Genomic DNA, 13,226 nt, shown 5'->3' on the forward strand with positions numbered 1-13,226 from the left:
GCTATTTTGGCTATAAATTTAAAATTTACAGCCAAGAAAATTTAAGAGATTATTTCAGAGATTAGCGTATCGATTGCTAAATTTGTAGCCTTATTTATCGTATCAAAAATAGTACTTGAGCTTGGATCTGGACAAAAAATTTCTTTTGTGATCATGCCAGATTTTAGCGAAGTGTTTGCATTAAACAGCTCATAAGCTAGCGAGACTTCGGCTTTGTCGCCTCTTATCTGAAGAGAGATAATGCTAACTTTTAGTCTAAGATCCTTTGCATTTGGCGAAAATATCGGCTTAGCAGCACAGTTTGAATAAAGCCCTTTTACAAGTGACTTATAGACCATTTCGCTTGGTTCAGATACAAATTTAGCGTCGCTTAGATATCTAATTTTATTATTTTCAGCTACGATCAAAATTTTTCTAGTATCGACCATATCAAGAGCGCTTACATTTTCGATGAAGACATTCTTTAGCTCTTTTTGCTTATTTTCAGCTGAGCAAGCCTTATTTGAATAGTGAATTTCATACATCGTTGCAACTGGCACATCTGTCTTTAGCGAGCAGCCAAGAAATAAAAGCGTAGCCGTTAGAAAGATTAAATTTCTCATTTTTTATCTCCTTTGTCATTTGGCACTGGATTTGTGAAGAAAAACTCGTAAGGATTGTCTTCAAGCCTTTGAAGCGCGCCTCTAAATTCGCGAAGCGTCTTATCAAATCCATTTAAAAAATCACTCGCTTCTCTTAATAACGGCCCAACTGTATTTCTAAGGTCGTATTCACCATCTTTAGCCTTTTTAGTGATGAGATCTTGCAGCGAATTATATCCGGTGATAGCCGAATTTGCCGACACAAAGACTTGGTTCGCATTTGAAATTAGTCTATTTAAATTTTTAACCAGTTCTTTTGTATCGGTTTTGTTTAAAGTATCTGTAAAATTTTTCACATTTTTAACGATACTATCAACCTCGCTTAATCCCTCTTCGTCTGTTAAAACTTGTGTAAATTTATCGATATTTTTAAGGACTGACTCTACGTGAGCAATATTTTCAGGCGAGAAAAAGTTATCGACTTTATCAAGTGTTTGATTTATCTTTAAAGTAATGTTTTCAGCGTTGTTTCCAAGCTTTGAAAAGAGGCTCTCTTCAAGCTGTAAGATAGGCTTTTGACCTGATGCAAAGTCTTTCGTGCCACGGCTTATATTTATACTAGCCACACCGCTAATAGCTTGAACTTCGATACTTGCTACACTATCAGCCTTTATCGGCAGATCCTCTCTTATCTTCATAGTGATGTTTATGAGAGCGTTTTTATCATCGACAAAATTTATATCGCTAACACTTCCTGCTGGCACACCGATAAATTTAACTGTTGAATCAACCTTTAATCCACTTGGTAGCTCGGTTGTGTGGATGTAGTACTCTTTAAAATCAACCTTTGTATTATTTTTACTAGTCATCCACCAGATAAATATCGCAAATGCTGTAAGGCAAGCCATAAAAAACATGCCGACAATAGTATAAGAATTTCTATTTTCCATCTATTTTTTCCTCATTTTAAATAGCTCTTCAAGTGGATTGTTTTTAAGATATTCAAGCTCTTTTATATTTCCCTCAAAGGCTATTTTTTTGTTATCTATTATCAAAAATCTATCCAAAATATCAAAAATACTATCAGCATCGTGCGTTACCATGACAACGGTCACGCCGATACTATCACGAAGCTCTTTTATGAGTGCATCCATCTGACGTGAGCTAACAGGATCAAGGCCACTATTTGGCTCATCTAAAAATAGCACCCTTGGACTTAGCACCAAAGCTCTTGCTAGCGCAGCACGCTTTTTCATACCGCCACTTAGCTCGCTTGGATAGAGCATCGAGACCTCTTTTTTTAGCCCCACCTTTTGTATCCAAAACATCGCGATCTCATCGATCTGGCGCTTGTTAAATTTAGAGTACTCATGAAGCAAAACACCCACGTTATCAAGTATCGTCATCGAGCTATAAAGTGCGCCAAACTGAAACATCGTTCCACTTTTTAACTTTATCTCTTGCTGCTCATCTTGACTACTTTTCCACATATTGACGCCATCAAAAAATATATCGCCCTCGCTTGGCTTTTTTAGATATATCATCGTCTTCATAAGCGTCGTTTTGCCAGCGCCACTACCACCTAAAAAGCCATAAATTTCAGCCTCTTTGATGCTCCAGCTCACATTATCGTGCATTATCTTATCGCCATAACTTGTCGTTATGTTTTTTCCAACTATTATCTCGTTCATATCTTTAGCCACATAAAAATTATCGCGAAAAACGCATCAAGCGCGATAACCCAAAATATCGCATTTACAACGCTAACTGTTGTCATTGCTCCAAGGCTTTGGGCGTTTTGGCTCACACCAAATCCCCTCATACACCCAATGATCGCTATCACCGCGCCAAAAAATGGAGCCTTTATCATACCAACAGCAAAGTGCCTAAGCTCAACCATCTCGCGAAATCTATTTAAATAGTCGCTAAAGCTGATATCAAGTATCGTTTGGCAAATGATCATCTGTCCTAAGATGCTTATCGCGTCAGCTATAAAGATAATGACAGGCACACAAAGCACCATGGCGATGATGCGTGGCAAGACCAAGAAGTTAAATGGCTCAAAGCCCATTGTCTTCATCGCGTCTATCTCCTCAGTTAGCTTCATAGCGCCAATTTGAGCAGTAAAACTAGAGGCTGATCTACCCGCGATGACGATAGCAGCGATGAGTGGGGCCACCTCTCTAAGCGTTAGCATACCCATGATCTCTACTATAAATATACTTGCCCCAAAGCTTGCAAGCATCGCACTGCCAAGATAGGCAAGCACAACACCTATCAAAAAAGCAGTGAGGGATACGATAAAAACGGCATTTACGCCGCCATCTTTTATATAGTTACTAAATTCCCTAAATCTAAGACTGGCTGGATTAAATAAAATTTTTACGCTTTTTATTAAAAATTCGCCCAAGAACGTGCCAAACTCAGCTAAATTCACAAAACCTTCACAAATTTTTTCACCGAGTCGTGAGAAGAAATTTAGACTATTGTGCGGCGGCATATAGTTAAAATCAATCTTTTCATCATTTAAAAGATCGCCCATTGCCTTTATCTTTTCATCATTTGTAATGATCTCAAATTTCTTACCATTTAGTGCATTTCTTAAAAGTATCAAAACAGCGTAATCAATGCTTTTTAGCTCACTAAAATCAAATTTAATATTGCCGTTAAGTTTTTGGATTTTTTTAAAAATGCTTTGTAAATTTTTTGCGTCTTTATAGCTAAACTCACCTATAAATTTTATAGTCTGAGCGCTATTTGCGACTACAAAAATGATATCATTTTTATTTTGCAAAAAGTTCCTTTGCCTTAAAATTTCTAGATTATATTATAAATTTTGTTAAAATAAAAAATCAGAAAATAAGGGATAACAATGAAATTTGAAGTTATAAAAAAAGATAAAAACGCAAGGCGTGGTATCCTAACAACTGCCCATAGCGTGATACAAACGCCAGTTTTCATGCCAGTTGGCACGGTTGGTGCGGTTAAAAGCTTAGACGCCTTTGATATGAGTGAAATTTTAGACGCAAAGATAATCTTAGCGAACACCTACCACATGTATCTGCGCCCCGGAAGCAAGGTCGTGCGCGAGTTTGGCGGGCTTCATGGATTTTCTAAGTTTGAGCGCTCTTTTTTAACAGATAGCGGTGGATTTCAGGCATTTTCGCTTAGGTCAAACACTAAAAACGATGATGGTGGGATAAAATTTAAAAGCCACATCGACGGCAGCACGCACTATTTTACGCCAAAGTCCGTTCTTGATACGCAATACGATCTAGGTAGCGACATTATGATGATACTTGATGATTTGGTTGCCCTACCTGCTGAGCCAAAGAGGATCGATCTAAGCATAAAGCGAACGATAAAATGGGCAAAAGAGGCGATTGATTATCATAAATTTATGCAAAGTAAAGGCGTTGGCTTAGAGCAAAACATCTTTGGTATCGTTCAAGGAGGCACTGATTATGAGGCACGTAAATTTTGCGCCGAAGCTTTAAATGAGCTGTCATTTGATGGCCTTGCAATAGGAGGACTAAGCGTTGGCGAGAGCAACGAGGCGATGTATGACACTGTTGAGGCGGTTATGCCATTTATGGATGAGCTAAGGCCGCGTTATCTAATGGGCGTTGGCACGCCAGAGGATCTCGTAGAAAACGTGGAGCGAGGCGTTGATATGTTTGACTGCGTCATGCCAACAAGAAACGCAAGAAACGGCACGCTCTTTACTAGCTTTGGCAAGATAAATATAAAATCAGCTAAATTTATAAACGACCACGCGCCAATTGACCCGCAGTGTCAGTGCTATACCTGCAAACGCTACTCCAGAGGCTATCTAAATCACCTTTTTAAGGCAAGAGAGCTCACATTTTTTAGGCTAGCAAGCCTTCACAACCTGCACTACTATCTAAATTTGATGAAAGAGATGAGAGAGGCAATAGAAAGAGGCGAATTTACTAAATTTAAGAGAAATTTTTATGCTAAAAGGGTAAAAAATGAGCTATAAAAGTTCAGTTTGTGGATATTTTTATGGCGATGAATACGACTATATTTTGCTTGTTTCTTTCACGCAAAAACAAAGCTATAAATTTTTATTTAAAAATGGCAAAATTTATAAAGAAGACTTTGATCACGAATGTGATAAAAACGAGTTTGAAACAGCTCTTAAAAAGCTATGCAATGAATATGTAAATAAAATTTTAGAGCATCAAGAAGAACTAAACGAGTATGAAAAAATTTACGCTAGTCGAAAAAACTTTAACAAATTTATCAAAAGACACCACTTCTTAAAATACGAGATTAGAAAATTTCAAAACAAGATATCTCACTTTTATGAGACCCTTTCGATTTGTCAAAGCGAGCAACAAAATTTAAAAAAAGAGCTTAAAAATAGTACTCATGAGGCAAATGTTTTTAGAACAATGGCCAATGAGTATGCCTGCAGAATAGATGATATTTATACATTTATACAAAGTATAAAAAATGACAAAATCAATCAAAATATTTACATTTTGACAATGATATCAGCTGTAATGCTACCACTAAATCTGATAACTGGGTTTTTTGGCATGAATACACAAGGCTTGCCATTTAATGAAACTAAAAATGCTACTATGATAGTTGTATCAATAATGTTTGGAGTAATTCTTTGTTGTGTTATTTTTTTATTTTGGTATACAAATAAGAAGAAGTAGAAAATAAATAAATTTAGTATATAAGGTATCTGAAACTTTATATAGAAATTTTTATATATTTTAAATTTTTATAGCCTAGCGGTAAAAACAATAAAAATAAATAGATCTTTATTAATATTAAAATGATAAAAATATTTAAAAAAATTAAATTTAATAAAGAATATTAAAAGTCCTGAATAGACTTCAGGACAGATAGTAAGACTACTTTCTAAGTTCGCGAATCTTAGCAGCTTTACCACGAAGGTCACGTAGATAGAATAATTTAGCTCTTCTAACACGACCTTTTCTAAGAACTTTTATCTCTTCAATTGAGTCACTAAAAATTGGGAAAATTCTCTCAACGCCAACACTATTAGCGCCAATTTTTCTAATGATAAATGTTTCGCCGGTACCGCTACCACGTCTAGCTATACAAATACCTTCAAAATTTTGAATTCTAGTTTTATCGCCTTCGTGAATACGAGTAGCAACACGCAATGTATCTCCTGCACGGAAGTCAGGAATATTTTTACTAGCAATTTGAGCATTTTCAAATGCTTCAATGTATTTATTTCTCATGTTTTTCCTTATTTATGTGGCTTAAGCTTTTGATATAAATCAGGGCGAAAGAACCTTGTTTTGCAGTGAGCCATCTTATTTTTTAAAGTGTGGATTTTAGCATGGTTACCCTTTAAAAACTCTGAAACCACAAAGATTGATCTAAAATTATCAGGCTTTGTAAAAGATGGGGCTTCAAGCAAATTATCCTCAAAACTCTCAACTTCAAGGCTCATATCGTTTCCTAAAACTCCAGGTACATTTCTTGATATTGCATCGCTCATACAAAGCGCAGGAAGCTCTCCACCAGTTAAAACAAAATCACCTATACAAAAAACTTCATCTGCCCAAAGCTCAACAACTCGTTCATCAAGACCTTCATATCTACTGCAAACAAAACAAATGTGATCTTTTTTAGAAAGCCTCTTTGCATCATTTTGATTAAATCTTTTACCAACTGGCGTCAAAAATATCACGTGAGTATTTTTATCTTTTGCTTTTAGAAATTTGATCGACTCATCCAAAGGCTGTGGAAACATCAAAAGCCCTGCTCCGCCTCCGATCATATAATCATCAACTTTATTATGCTTATCTTTAGTAAAATTTCTTGGATTTATAAAATCGATTTCAATAAATTTATTACTAATCGCACGTTTTAAAATAGAATCACAAAAATAAGGTTTAACTAAATTTTCAAAAAGTGTAATAAATGTAAATTTCATGAATTTTCTAAAATGGATATAGCACCTTTTACCAAAATCTCTTCATTATCTAAATTTACACTTATAATAAAATGCTCTAAATATGGAATGTAAAAATTCTTTGGATTGCCGCTCATAATAAGCTTTTCATCTGTTTTTATGTATAAAAGTGAATTTGCAAAATTATCTTGGATATCTTCTACAATACCCAAAATTTCACCATTTTCTATAACTTTTAAGCCAATAATATCAAACTGAAAAAATTCATTTTTTTTTAATTTGCAGTTTTTTCTAGTGAGCTCTTTTGTGGTGTATATAGTTCTATTTACAAGCGCTTTAGCAAGATCTAAGTCATCAAAATTTTCAAACAAAACCAGTTCTTTTTGTCTATTGTAGTCTTTTATAGTCAGCTGATCATTGTTTTTGTCAAAAAAGGTTGCACCTTTTTTAAACTGTTCTGGGAAGTCGCTCTTATTGTGAAGCTTTAAATAGCCCTTTAAACCAACACATCTTCCGATGGTAGCGACTTCAACAATATCACTATTCAATAGCTTTTACCGTTACTCTATAGCTTGTATTATCTTTGGCTTTACAACCAATAATAACAGTCTTTATAGCGTTTATCATTTTGCCATCTTTGCCGATAAGTTTTCCCGTATCAACCTTATCAGCACTTATAATTATCTCAGCAAAATTTTCACCAAGTTCGTGGCGATCAACACTTACTTTATCAGGAAAATCAGCAATTAACTTGGCGTATTCGTATAAAAAATTTTTAACCATTATTTTGTAATTTGTGCAACTCTATCGCTAAGTTTAGCACCAACGCTTTTCCAGTAATCTAGTCTCTCTTTGTTGAAATTTATAACATTTGGCTCAACCATAGGGTTGTAATAGCCAATACTTTCTATCCAGCCACTATCACGTCTTTTTCTGCTATCTGTAACAACTATACGATAAAAAGGTCTTTTCTTACGTCCCATTCTTGTTAGTCTTACTACTGTTGCCATATTATATTTCTCCTCTTGTTTTTAAATAAAGCTTAAATTTAGATAACAAATATCCAAATTTAAACCCTTTTATCAAACAGGTCTTTTTAAATTTGCTTGAGAAAGCATATTTGTAAGTCCTTTTACTCCACCTTTTCCTGAAAATTTCTTAGCAAGTTTTGAGGCACTTTCAAACTGCTTTAAAAACCGATTTACCTCTATCTGAGAAAGTCCAGAGCCAACCGCTAAACGTCTTTTTCTACTATTATTTAAAAGTTCAGGATTTTCACGCTCCTTTTGCGTCATAGAGTTTATCATAGCCTTAATATGTAAAATTTCTTTTGAATTATCAAGATCTATATCTTTTATCTGATTTGCAATATTTGAAAGACCAGGTATCATTCCCATCAAAGACTTCATGCTGCCAAGCTTTTTAACACTCTCCATCTGATCTAAAAAGTCATTAAAGTTAAACTGACCTTTTTTTATCTTTTGTTTTAGACGTTTTGCCTCTTTCTCATCTATAATAGTCGATGTTTTCTCTATCAAAGTGGCCAAGTCACCCTCGCCCATTATACGGCTTACAATGCGGTCTGGTATAAAACTCTCGATATCAGCTACTTTCTCGCCAGTACCGATAAATCTAAGTGGAATATTTAGCTGTTTTGCAATACTAATAGCTACGCCACCCTTCGAGTCAGAATCAAATTTAGAAAGGATAACTCCAGAAATTCCCAAAATTTCATTAAAACTTGTAGCTGTTTTTACAGCATCTTGACCACTCATAGCATCAGCTACGTAAAAAATTTCATGTGGATTTATCGCATTTTTTACATCTTTTATCTCTTGCATCAACTTTTCATCGATCGCAAGACGACCAGCGGTATCCACTAAAAGCACATCATAAAGACCACTTTTTGCTTTTTCTAGTGCTTCTTTTGCTACTTTTATAGGGTTGTTTTCGTTTTCTATATAAAAAAGATCGATCTCATTTGCAACGCAGAGCTGTCTTAGCTGCTCAACTGCCGCTAATCTTTGCAAGTCACAAGCTGCAACTAAAACTTTTTTCTTTCTTAGCTTTAGATAGTTTGCAAGTTTGATAGTTGTCGTTGTTTTACCGCTACCTTGCAAGCCAGCCATCAAAACAATGGTCGGTGCAACTGGCGCATAGACAAAGCCTTGGTTGCCTGGAGCTGTTAAGATAGTTGTTAAATTTGACTTGATCGCATCTAGAAAATTCTTTTGACCAACGCCAGTTTGCTTTAGTTCGCTTTCAATAGACACAAGTAGATCTTTAGTGACTTTGTGATGAACATCGGCTTTTAAAAGAGCTTTTTTAAGCACGTCAAGTGCGTTTTTTAGAGCTTTTTCGTCATCTACAAAACGTATCTTGCTAACTGCTAATCTAAAAGACTCGCTAATTTGTTCGAACACTAATCACCTTTCTAAGTTGTTATTAAAGGGCGTATATTACTAAATAATTTCTTTATTGCTCTTTAAATTTCAAATTTATTAGATAGCTCAAATCCAAGAGAGTTAAATTCTTTTTGGATCGGCGCTTTAAATTTATAGTTTAAAAGAGCGATAGAATAAGCATGCAAAAACATTCTATTTGCCCTATTCTTGCCGTATTTCTCATCGCCAACGATAGGTAAATTTAAGCTAGCCAAATGCACTCTTATCTGGTGCGTTCTGCCTGTTTTTATGGCAACTTTTACAAGCGTTTTTTTACCTGTAACCATGAGTGGTGAAATTTCGCTGATCGCCTCTTTGCCATCTTTTGATATCTTTGAAAAAGCGCCATTTTTATTTTTTATCGTTAAGATTGGCTCATTTACGACCACTTCCTCGCTCATGATACCTCTAACTGCGGCCACATAAATTTTCTCAACCTTCATCTTTTTAAACTCATTTATAGCAAGCACTGCGAATTCATTATTTTTTACAAGAAGTAGCACGCCACTCGTATCTTTATCGAGCCTATGAAGGAGTGGAAATTTATAAATTTGACTGATTTTTTCGCTAGTTATAGCAGCAGGCTTGTTTATGGCTATTAAATTTTCATCTTCAAATATAACGCTTGGCTTTGGCATCTCTTCGACGCTAAATTTGGTGTTTTCGCTCATTAGTGCACGAGCGATCATCACCTTTTGGCCCTTAGCATAGACAAGGCCACTATCTATTAGCTCCTTTGCCTCATTGTTTGAGATATTTTTTTGTTTGGCTAAAATTTTATACGCTTTTTCTTCACTCATAAAGTGCTCCTTATATCTTCTATGATTGCATCAGCGCTAGCCTGTACGGCGATCTTGCTCTTTTTGGCACTACTATCTATTATGCCGCCGATCTCGCTAGCTTTTGCGATGTAGATGTTTTCAACTAGGCTAAATAACGCCTTTTGGTTAAATATAAACTCACCACTTAGTATTACCGGGTTAAATTGTGCGCACTCGATTGGATTATGCCCACCGATATTTGGCACAAAACTGCCTCCAAGCACGACTATATCGCTAATAGCATAGACATTTACAAGCTCACCTAAAGTGTCAAGCAAATTTACTTTAGCTTCAAATTTATACGTTTGACTAAATTTCGCAAAGCTAAAATCATACTTTTTGGCGTACTCTATTGCTATCTTCTCAACCTCTGCAAACCTTTCAGGATGGCGTGGTGCGATGATTAAAAGATCGTTTTCTTTTAAATTTAAATTATCTAAAATCATCTCTTCTTCACCAGCATGCGTGCTTGCTAGCACGATCACTCTAGCTTTTGGCTTTTCATAAATTTTATTCACACTTGGTAAAAACGCAGCTTTTATGTTGCCAACGACCTCTATTTCACCTGCACCAAGCGACTTTAGCCGCTCTTTATCAAGCTCGCTTTGGGCGTAAATTTTATCTATAAATTTAAAAAGATATCTGTAAAAAAAGCCAAATTTCAAGTAGCTTTTGTAGCTTCTATCTGAAATTCTAGCGTTTATAAGGATCACGCGACTGCCTTTTAGCTTCGCCATGAAAACCAGCATAAGCCAAAGCTCAGCCTCAAAAATGACTAAAATTTTGCTCTTTTTTAACCAAAATGGCAAGAAAATTTCAAATGGCAAAAATCTCGTGTTAGAGCAAATTTTGCTTGCCGCTTCAAAGCCCGTATTTGTCACAACGCTTATGGCTTTGCTGTCAAATTTTTGCATCAAAGGTTTAAGTGCCTGCACCTCGCCAAATGAACAAGCGTGAAAATGAACATCTGCATCTTGAAATTTAGGATTATTAAAGAGGAAAAAACGTGCTGGAATCGACTTATGATACTTTTTTTTAAAACTTAAAAAAAATAAAAAGATAGCCCCAAAGAGATAGAGTATTGAGGCTAGAAAGTAATATATTATTATCACGAAATGTGTTATTGCTCTTGTTTGTATAAAATTCTGCCACAATGCGGACATGTAACGATATCTTCGCCCTTGATAACAGCAGAAAAAGTTTTGTCATTTATCTGCATAAAGCAACCATAACAAGCTTGTTTTTTTACAGGAACAACAGCTGTGTTATGAGCCCATTTTCTAATTTTTTCATAAAATGCGAGAATTTTTTGATTCATAGTGGCGATAAGCTTGTCTTTTTTGGCATAAACTTCTTCACGTTCTTTCCCAATATTTTCAAGCTCAGATGAAGTTTTACTTTTTATATTTTTTAAATTCTCTTCAAGTTCAGTTTTTTTTGCACCAAGCTCATCTTTTTGACTATTTTTACTATCTATTAGTTTCTCAAGTCTAGTAATCTCTTCATTTGCAGCCTCAAGTTGCTCTTTTGCAATATCTTCTTCAAGACTTAGAGCTTTTATCTCCTTTTCGCTTTTTGCACTTGAGCTTTTTTTAGCTACATCTTTTATCTTAGCACTAAACTCGGCTATATGAGCATTTGTTCCTGATCTTTGAGATTTTAAGTCACTTACCTCTTCATCTAGTCTTTCTATATTAGCCGTTATGTTTTCGCACTCTTCTTCTATATTTTTATAAGCCTTTTCTATGTCTTGAATGCGTGGTATAAAGCCATCTATTTGTTTATCAAGATCAGATAATTCAACTAATTGTTGTAAGTATTTATTCATAATGTTTCCTTTTTTTGTTAGCAATATGTAAATGGATTTTTAGAATTGCGTATTATAACTTCAATTTTCAGATTTTGCAAATATTTTGCTAAAAAATCACCAAAATAACGTTCACTTTCATAGTGATTTATATCGATTAAATTTAGCCCGTTTTCCTTTGCATAAAGGGCTTGATGATACTTTAGATCACCCGTTAAAAAGACGTCTGCTTTTACATCTTGTATGAGATCTCCGCCACTTCCAGTACAGATACAAATTTTAGAAATTTCATCTTTTGCATGAACTACTCTTAATTTTTCTAGCCCAAGTTTTTCTTTTACAAATTTGCAAAGCTCACTAAATTTCATCTTCACATCAGCATAGATCAAAAAGCCATCTTTGCTTGAAATTTCAAGCCCCAAAACCTGCATCACAAATTTTTCATTTAAAAATGCAAGGTCAGCGTTTGTATGAAGCGAAATAAGCGAGATATTTTTTATCATCATCTCTCTTATGAGTGAGCTTGGATAAAAGCTGTAGTCTAGGCTTTTTAGCCCCTTAAAAATGAGCGGATGGTGAGTGATAATAAGCGAATTTGGCAAGACATTTTGCAAAAGTTCGCTATCTAAATCAAGACTCATATAAATTCGCTCAAATTCGCTATCAAATGAGCCAACTTGTAGGCCACTATTGTCCCAGGACTCTTGGCTCGCAAATGGGCAAATTTCATCTAAAATTTTATAAATTTCAGCTATTTTCATCAAATTTTACTTTTGTTCCAAGCTTTCTTTGTAGGTTAGTGCACACTCTTTTGCAAGCTCGCGTATTTTTAGGATGTAGTCTTGCCTTTGCGTCACACTGATCGCTCCACGCGCGTCAAGGACATTAAAAGTATGCGCTGCTAGCATACAATAATCATACGCTGGCAGTGAAATTTTAGCCTCCAAGCAACGCTTACACTCGCCAAATGCATTTTCAAACTGGTTAAAAAGCATATCGACGTTTGCCACTTCAAAGTTATATTTACTCCACTCGTACTCGCCTTGTTTGTGAACGTCGGCATAGGTTACGATGTTTCCATTTGTATCATCCCAAACGATGTCATAGACGCTATTTACATCTTGTAAATACATAGCCAAGCGCTCAAGTCCGTATGTTATCTCACCAGAGATCAGCTCGCATGCGATGCCGCCCACTTGTTGAAAATAGGTAAACTGAGTCACTTCCATACCGTCCAGCCAGACCTCCCAGCCTAGCCCCCAAGCGCCTAGCGTCGGGCTCTCCCAGTTATCTTCGACAAAGCGGATGTCGTGATTTTTCAAATTTAACCCAAGCTTTTCAAGGCTTTTTAGATAAAGCTCTTGGATATTTTCTGGGCTTGGTTTTATGAGTACTTGAAACTGATAATAAGCGCCCAGGCGGTTTGGGTTTTCGCCGTATCTACCGTCGGTCGGGCGGCGAGAAGGTGCTACGTACGCCGTCGCCCACGGCTTTGGTCCGAGGCTTCTTAAAAAAGTCGCTTGATGATAAGTACCAGCACCAGCTGGCATGTCGTATGGCTGAAGTATAACGCAACCTTGCTCTTGCCAATAGTTTTGAAGGGTTAATATTATTTGTGAAAATGTCATTGCTTTCCTTTTAAAA

17 protein-coding genes are annotated in these 13,226 nt (G+C 35.7%); 2 read left to right on the forward strand and 15 right to left on the reverse strand.

The genetic code is table 11. From position 1 onward, the window contains the following. Nucleotides 1-41: 41 nt before the first annotated feature. From CVS95_RS00545 to CVS95_RS00560, 4 genes are read right to left on the reverse strand one after another with little or no spacing between them, the layout of a single operon-like run. The gene (locus CVS95_RS00545; RefSeq protein WP_021090524.1) at nt 42-602 is read right to left on the reverse strand and encodes an ABC-type transport auxiliary lipoprotein family protein; all 561 of its coding nucleotides are present in this window, start codon (nt 600-602) and stop codon (nt 42-44) included. Continuing rightward, complete coding sequence (locus CVS95_RS00550; protein ID WP_107695195.1) at nt 599-1,531, reverse strand: MlaD family protein; 933 nt, start codon at nt 1,529-1,531, stop codon at nt 599-601. The genes CVS95_RS00545 and CVS95_RS00550 overlap by 4 nt, the downstream gene beginning before the upstream one ends. Further along, complete coding sequence (locus CVS95_RS00555) at nt 1,532-2,272, reverse strand: ABC transporter ATP-binding protein (RefSeq protein ID WP_107695196.1); 741 nt, start codon at nt 2,270-2,272, stop codon at nt 1,532-1,534. It lies immediately after the preceding gene. Further along, nucleotides 2,269-3,375, reverse strand: a complete 1,107-nt coding sequence (locus tag CVS95_RS00560) for an MlaE family ABC transporter permease (protein ID WP_107695197.1) — start codon at nt 3,373-3,375, stop codon at nt 2,269-2,271. Before CVS95_RS00560 ends, CVS95_RS00555 begins: the two co-directional genes overlap by 4 nt. Before the next feature lie 78 nt (nt 3,376-3,453). On the opposite strand from CVS95_RS00560, the gene tgt reads away from it, so the two are divergent. Further along, entirely contained in the window at nt 3,454-4,584 is a 1,131-nt protein-coding gene (tgt, locus tag CVS95_RS00565; RefSeq protein WP_107695198.1) for a tRNA guanosine(34) transglycosylase Tgt, read from the forward strand. Next, on the forward strand, nt 4,574-5,272 hold the full coding sequence (locus CVS95_RS00570; RefSeq protein WP_107695199.1) for a CorA family divalent cation transporter: 699 nt from the start codon (nt 4,574-4,576) through the stop codon (nt 5,270-5,272). The genes tgt and CVS95_RS00570 overlap by 11 nt, the downstream gene beginning before the upstream one ends. A gap of 201 nt (nt 5,273-5,473) precedes the next feature. Here the strand turns inward: CVS95_RS00570 and rplS are convergent, their stop codons facing one another. The 11 genes from rplS to glyQ form a co-directional block, all read right to left on the reverse strand. Continuing rightward, complete coding sequence (gene rplS, locus CVS95_RS00575; RefSeq protein WP_021090978.1) at nt 5,474-5,830, reverse strand: 50S ribosomal protein L19; 357 nt, start codon at nt 5,828-5,830, stop codon at nt 5,474-5,476. An 8-nt stretch (nt 5,831-5,838) separates the two neighbouring features. Next, entirely contained in the window at nt 5,839-6,531 is a 693-nt protein-coding gene (gene trmD / locus CVS95_RS00580) for a tRNA (guanosine(37)-N1)-methyltransferase TrmD (protein ID WP_107695200.1), read from the reverse strand. Continuing rightward, nucleotides 6,528-7,058 (reverse strand): ribosome maturation factor RimM, encoded by a 531-nt coding sequence (gene rimM, locus CVS95_RS00585; protein WP_084041381.1) that lies wholly within the window; start codon nt 7,056-7,058, stop codon nt 6,528-6,530. Before rimM ends, trmD begins: the two co-directional genes overlap by 4 nt. After that, on the reverse strand, nt 7,051-7,293 hold the full coding sequence (locus CVS95_RS00590) for a KH domain-containing protein (RefSeq protein WP_107695201.1): 243 nt from the start codon (nt 7,291-7,293) through the stop codon (nt 7,051-7,053). Before CVS95_RS00590 ends, rimM begins: the two co-directional genes overlap by 8 nt. Beyond that, nucleotides 7,293-7,520, reverse strand: a complete 228-nt coding sequence (rpsP, locus tag CVS95_RS00595; RefSeq protein WP_009293992.1) for a 30S ribosomal protein S16 — start codon at nt 7,518-7,520, stop codon at nt 7,293-7,295. Before rpsP ends, CVS95_RS00590 begins: the two co-directional genes overlap by 1 nt. A 72-nt stretch (nt 7,521-7,592) precedes the next feature. Next, nucleotides 7,593-8,933 (reverse strand): signal recognition particle protein, encoded by a 1,341-nt coding sequence (gene ffh, locus CVS95_RS00600; protein ID WP_107695202.1) that lies wholly within the window; start codon nt 8,931-8,933, stop codon nt 7,593-7,595. Between the two features lie 62 nt (nt 8,934-8,995). Next, nucleotides 8,996-9,754, reverse strand: a complete 759-nt coding sequence (locus tag CVS95_RS00605; RefSeq protein ID WP_107695203.1) for an RluA family pseudouridine synthase — start codon at nt 9,752-9,754, stop codon at nt 8,996-8,998. Further along, nucleotides 9,751-10,887: a lipid IV(A) 3-deoxy-D-manno-octulosonic acid transferase gene (waaA, locus tag CVS95_RS00610; RefSeq protein WP_107695917.1), complete on the reverse strand. Its 1,137-nt coding sequence runs from the start codon at nt 10,885-10,887 to the stop codon at nt 9,751-9,753. The genes CVS95_RS00605 and waaA overlap by 4 nt, the downstream gene beginning before the upstream one ends. Nucleotides 10,888-10,895: 8 nt before the next feature. Next, nucleotides 10,896-11,603: a zinc ribbon domain-containing protein gene (locus CVS95_RS00615; protein ID WP_107695204.1), complete on the reverse strand. Its 708-nt coding sequence runs from the start codon at nt 11,601-11,603 to the stop codon at nt 10,896-10,898. A 17-nt stretch (nt 11,604-11,620) separates the two neighbouring features. Then, nucleotides 11,621-12,343, reverse strand: coding sequence for a Nif3-like dinuclear metal center hexameric protein (locus tag CVS95_RS00620; protein WP_107695205.1), 723 nt, complete (start codon nt 12,341-12,343; stop codon nt 11,621-11,623). A 6-nt stretch (nt 12,344-12,349) separates the two neighbouring features. Beyond that, nucleotides 12,350-13,210 carry a glycine--tRNA ligase subunit alpha gene (gene glyQ, locus CVS95_RS00625; protein ID WP_107695206.1) on the reverse strand — a complete coding sequence of 287 codons (861 nt, stop codon included), beginning with the start codon at nt 13,208-13,210 and terminating at the stop codon, nt 12,350-12,352. Nucleotides 13,211-13,226 lie beyond the last annotated feature (16 nt).

The organism is Campylobacter concisus (assembly GCF_003048905.1).
In the GTDB taxonomy this organism is placed as follows: Bacteria; Campylobacterota; Campylobacteria; order Campylobacterales; family Campylobacteraceae; genus Campylobacter_A; species Campylobacter_A concisus_V.

Excerpts from the sequence above, each read along its gene's own strand:
- CVS95_RS00545 (WP_021090524.1), bottom strand. The coding sequence starts at position 602 with ATGAGAAATTTAATCTTTCTAACGGCTACGCTTTTATTTCTTGGCTGC.
- glyQ (WP_107695206.1), bottom strand. The coding sequence starts at position 13,210 with ATGACATTTTCACAAATAATATTAACCCTTCAAAACTATTGGCAAGAG.
- CVS95_RS00550 (WP_107695195.1), bottom strand. The coding sequence starts at position 1,531 with ATGGAAAATAGAAATTCTTATACTATTGTCGGCATGTTTTTTATGGCT.
- CVS95_RS00570 (WP_107695199.1), top strand. The coding sequence starts at position 4,574 with ATGAGCTATAAAAGTTCAGTTTGTGGATATTTTTATGGCGATGAATAC.
- trmD (WP_107695200.1), bottom strand. The coding sequence starts at position 6,531 with ATGAAATTTACATTTATTACACTTTTTGAAAATTTAGTTAAACCTTAT.
- CVS95_RS00615 (WP_107695204.1), bottom strand. The coding sequence starts at position 11,603 with ATGAATAAATACTTACAACAATTAGTTGAATTATCTGATCTTGATAAA.
- CVS95_RS00620 (WP_107695205.1), bottom strand. The coding sequence starts at position 12,343 with ATGAAAATAGCTGAAATTTATAAAATTTTAGATGAAATTTGCCCATTT.
- rplS (WP_021090978.1), bottom strand. The coding sequence starts at position 5,830 with ATGAGAAATAAATACATTGAAGCATTTGAAAATGCTCAAATTGCTAGT.
- CVS95_RS00590 (WP_107695201.1), bottom strand. The coding sequence starts at position 7,293 with ATGGTTAAAAATTTTTTATACGAATACGCCAAGTTAATTGCTGATTTT.
- CVS95_RS00605 (WP_107695203.1), bottom strand. The coding sequence starts at position 9,754 with ATGAGTGAAGAAAAAGCGTATAAAATTTTAGCCAAACAAAAAAATATC.
- CVS95_RS00555 (WP_107695196.1), bottom strand. The coding sequence starts at position 2,272 with ATGAACGAGATAATAGTTGGAAAAAACATAACGACAAGTTATGGCGAT.
- tgt (WP_107695198.1), top strand. The coding sequence starts at position 3,454 with ATGAAATTTGAAGTTATAAAAAAAGATAAAAACGCAAGGCGTGGTATC.
- rpsP (WP_009293992.1), bottom strand. The coding sequence starts at position 7,520 with ATGGCAACAGTAGTAAGACTAACAAGAATGGGACGTAAGAAAAGACCT.